The sequence below is a fragment of the Streptomyces sp. LS1784 genome, from assembly GCF_020103755.1.
Taxonomy (GTDB): domain Bacteria; phylum Actinomycetota; class Actinomycetes; order Streptomycetales; family Streptomycetaceae; genus Kitasatospora.
Genome location: NZ_JAHSQD010000723.1, coordinates 1 through 3,579 on the forward strand (window position 1 = coordinate 1; position 3,579 = coordinate 3,579).

Genomic DNA, 3,579 nt, shown 5'->3' on the forward strand with positions numbered 1-3,579 from the left:
CCACAAGATCTCGCTCGGCAGCCGCAACGTCACCGTCGGCGTCCTGGACTCCGGCATCGACGCCACGCACGAGGACCTGGCCGCCAACGTGGACGCCTCGCAGTCGGTCTCCTGCATCGACGGCGGCTCGCCGAACACCGCCGAGATCGTGGTGCTCCAGGCCAAGGCCGAAGCGGCGCTGGAGGCGGCCCTGGAGGCCGTCGCCCCGGCTGCCGTGGAGGCCGCGGAAGCCGTTGCCGAGGTTGCCGCCGAGGCGCCGGCCGAGCCGGTCGTGGTCGCGGAGGCCGCGGCCGTCGAGGCCCCGGCCGCTGCGGAGTCCGTCGCCGAGGCCGCCGAGGCCCCGGTCGAGGAGGCTCCTGCCGAGGAGGCGCCGGCGCCGAAGAAGCGGGCCGCCCGGAAGACCGCCGCCAAGAAGACCGCAGCGAAGAAGACCACCACTGCGGCCAAGAAGACCACCGCCCGCAAGACCGCGACCAAGCGGACGAGCGCGGCGGCCAAGAAGGCCGCGGCCGCCGAGGGTGATACGGCGGCCGAGTAGTGCCCACGCCCGGGGCGGGAGCGATTCCGCCCCGGGCCGTACGGGCCGGTTTGCCCCCCGGGCGGCCGGTCCGTATTCTTGACCATCGGCGTGTCTACGCCATTGCTCCCGAGCACATCACCTTCCCGAGGTCGCCGCGTCCGCGCGGTGGGCCGGGGAGAGGCTCCTGTGTCCGTACCCAGGTGGCTGGCGTCGGGGGTTCCGACCGAGCAAGGAAAGCAGGTACCGCATGTACGCGATCGTTCGCGCAGGCGGCCGCCAGCACAAGGTCGCCGTCGGCGACGTGCTGGAGATCGACCGTATCGAGGCCAAGCCGGGTGACTCGGTCGAGCTCTCGACCATCCTCGTCGTCGACGGTGACGCTGTCACCTCCGACCCGTGGGTCCTGGCCGGCGTGAAGGCTCACGCCGAGGTGGTCGACCAGACCAAGGGTGACAAGATCGTCATCCTGCGCTACAAGAACAAGACCGGCTACCGCCGCCGTCAGGGTCACCGTCAGCAGCACACCGCGGTGCGCATCACCAGCATCGACTCGGTCAGCAAGTAAGGGGATAGCGAGATATGGCACACAAGAAGGGCGCAAGCTCTACCCGCAACGGCCGTGACTCGAACGCCCAGCGCCTCGGCGTGAAGCGCTTCGGCGGCCAGGTCGTCTCCGCCGGCGAGATCCTCGTCCGCCAGCGCGGCACCCACTTCCACCCGGGTGCCGGTGTCGGCCGCGGTGGCGACGACACCCTGTTCGCGCTGACCGCCGGTGCGGTGCAGTTCGGCAACCGTCGCGGCCGCAAGGTCGTCAACATCGTGGCCGTCGAGGCCTGAGTCCCCGCGGACTCCCGAGTCTGAGAAGACTCACAGTGAAGGGTGGGCCGGAATTCTCCGGTCCACCCTTCACGCTTTACACAGCAGCAAGCAGACTCTCGCGCACTGGAGGCACACCCCATGACCACCTTCGTGGACCGCGTCGAACTTCACGTCGCCGCGGGTAACGGGGGCCACGGCTGCGCCTCCGTGCACCGCGAGAAGTTCAAGCCGCTCGGCGGGCCGGACGGCGGCAACGGCGGTGAGGGCGGCAGCGTCATCCTCACCGTGGACTCGCAGGTCACCACCCTGCTCGAATACCACCACTCGCCCAAGCGCAAGGCCACCAACGGCAAGCCGGGCGCGGGCGGCCACCGCACCGGCGCGGACGGCGAGAACCTCGTCCTGCTGGTGCCGGACGGCACCGTGGTGCTGGACCGCAAGGGCAACGTGCTGGCCGACCTGGTCGGGCACGGCACCAGCTTCGTCGCCGCCCAGGGCGGCCGCGGCGGCCTCGGCAACGCCGCGCTGGCCTCGGCCCGCCGCAAGGCGCCCGGCTTCGCGCTGCTCGGCGAGCCCGGCGAGGCCCGCGACATCGTGATGGAGCTCAAGTCCGTCGCCGACGTGGCCCTGGTGGGGTACCCGAGCGCCGGCAAGTCCTCGCTGATCTCGGTGCTCTCCGCCGCCAAGCCGAAGATCGCGGACTACCCGTTCACCACCCTGATCCCCAACCTCGGCGTGGTCACCGCGGGCGACGTCGTCTACACCATCGCCGACGTGCCCGGCCTGATCCCGGGCGCCAGCCAGGGCCGCGGCCTGGGCCTGGAGTTCCTGCGGCACGTGGAGCGCTGCTCGGTGCTGGTGCACGTGCTGGACTGCGCCACCCTGGAGCCCGGCCGTGACCCGCTGACCGACCTGGAGACCATCGAGGCCGAACTCGCCGAGTACGGCGGCCTGGACGACCGCCCGCGCCTGGTCGCGCTCAACAAGGTGGACGTCCCGGACGGCCAGGACATCGCCGACCTGACCCGCGCCTCCCTGGAGGAGCGCGGCTACCGGGTGTTCGAGGTCTCCGCCGCCTCCCGCAAGGGCCTGCGCGAGCTGAGCTTCGCGATGGGCGGGATCGTCGCCGAGGCACGCGCCGCCAAGCCGGCCGAGGAGTCCACCCGGATCGTGCTGCGGCCCAAGGCCGTCGACGACGCGGGCTTCACCATCACCGAGGAGGACGGCGCCTACCGCATCCGTGGCGCCAAGCCGGAGCGCTGGGTCCGCCAGACCGACTTCGCCAACGACGAGGCCGTCGGCTACCTCGCCGACCGGCTGGCCCGCCTCGGCGTCGAGGAGCAGCTGTGGAAGGTCGGGGCGCACGAGGGTGACACCGTCATCATCGGCCCCGAGGAGAACGCCGTCGTCTTCGACTGGGAGCCGACCATGGCCGCCGGCGCCGAGATGCTCGGCCGCCGCGGTGAGGACCACCGCATGGAGACCCAGCGCCCGGCGGTCGACCGCCGCCGCGAGAAGCAGAAGGGCCGGGACGCGGCCGAGGCCGAGTTCCTCGCCTTCGAGGCGCTGTCCAGCGGCCGCCAGGCCGCCATCGAGGGCGACGACGACGAGGACTGAGCCGCTCGGGCCGGTTGACGCGAACGGTCTCCGGTGAAGCGAACGGCCCCCGCCACCTGTCGAGGTGGCGGGGGCCGTTCGCGTGCTCAGCGGCGACGGGGGCGTCACTTGGTCCAGGAGGCCTGGAGCTTCAGCGGGTCGACCAGGTCGGTGTAGCCGACGGCGGCCGGGGTGTTGCCGGGGGTGGAGATGATGGTGCAGCCCTTGACCTCGGCACCCTTGGCCAGGCCCTGGAACTTCGCGCTGGTGCACTTGGGCAGCGGGGCGGCGGCGGTGAAGACGTTGAGGCCCTTCTTGCCGGTGGTGTCGAAGAGCACGAACTTGGCGTCCGGGGCGGTGAAGGAGAGGCTGGCGTCCCCGAGGTTCTTGATGGTGTAGCTGACGTACATCGGGGTGCGGCCGCCCAGGTCACCGATGCTGAGCTTGGCGGCGGTGAAGTCCTGCACCGAACCCACCTCGACGCCGGTGACGGTGATCTCCAGCTTGGTGGTGACCTTGGCGGTCTTGTCGGCGAAGTCCACGGTGGCGGGCTGACCGATCTTCACACTGGTGGCGGCCGCGGGGACGGCGCCGCCCCCGGCTCCGCCGCCCGTGGCCCCGGCCGTGCCGGCACCGCCCGCGGC

The 3,579-nt window shown here is 71.8% G+C and carries 4 protein-coding genes and 1 pseudogene; 4 read left to right on the forward strand and 1 reads right to left on the reverse strand.

What is annotated here, in order from left to right:
• From KS423_RS41245 to obgE, 4 genes and pseudogenes are all read left to right on the forward strand, one after another.
• Positions 1-538: pseudogene (locus tag KS423_RS41245) on the forward strand (hypothetical protein); the annotation flags it as partial.
• A gap of 229 nt (positions 539-767) precedes the next feature.
• Positions 768-1,085 carry a 50S ribosomal protein L21 gene (rplU, locus tag KS423_RS41250; protein WP_045696828.1) on the forward strand — a complete coding sequence of 106 codons (318 nt, stop codon included), beginning with the start codon at positions 768-770 and terminating at the stop codon, positions 1,083-1,085.
• Positions 1,086-1,099: 14 nt separating this feature from the next.
• Complete coding sequence (gene rpmA, locus KS423_RS41255) at positions 1,100-1,357, forward strand: 50S ribosomal protein L27 (RefSeq protein WP_030058248.1); 258 nt, start codon at positions 1,100-1,102, stop codon at positions 1,355-1,357.
• Between the two features lie 120 nt (positions 1,358-1,477).
• On the forward strand, positions 1,478-2,956 hold the full coding sequence (obgE, locus tag KS423_RS41260) for a GTPase ObgE (RefSeq protein WP_224284858.1): 1,479 nt from the start codon (positions 1,478-1,480) through the stop codon (positions 2,954-2,956).
• A gap of 104 nt (positions 2,957-3,060) precedes the next feature.
• Here the strand turns inward: obgE and KS423_RS41265 are convergent.
• Positions 3,061-3,579 (reverse strand): hypothetical protein (locus KS423_RS41265; RefSeq protein ID WP_224284859.1); only part of this gene is annotated, 519 nt, incomplete at its 5' end.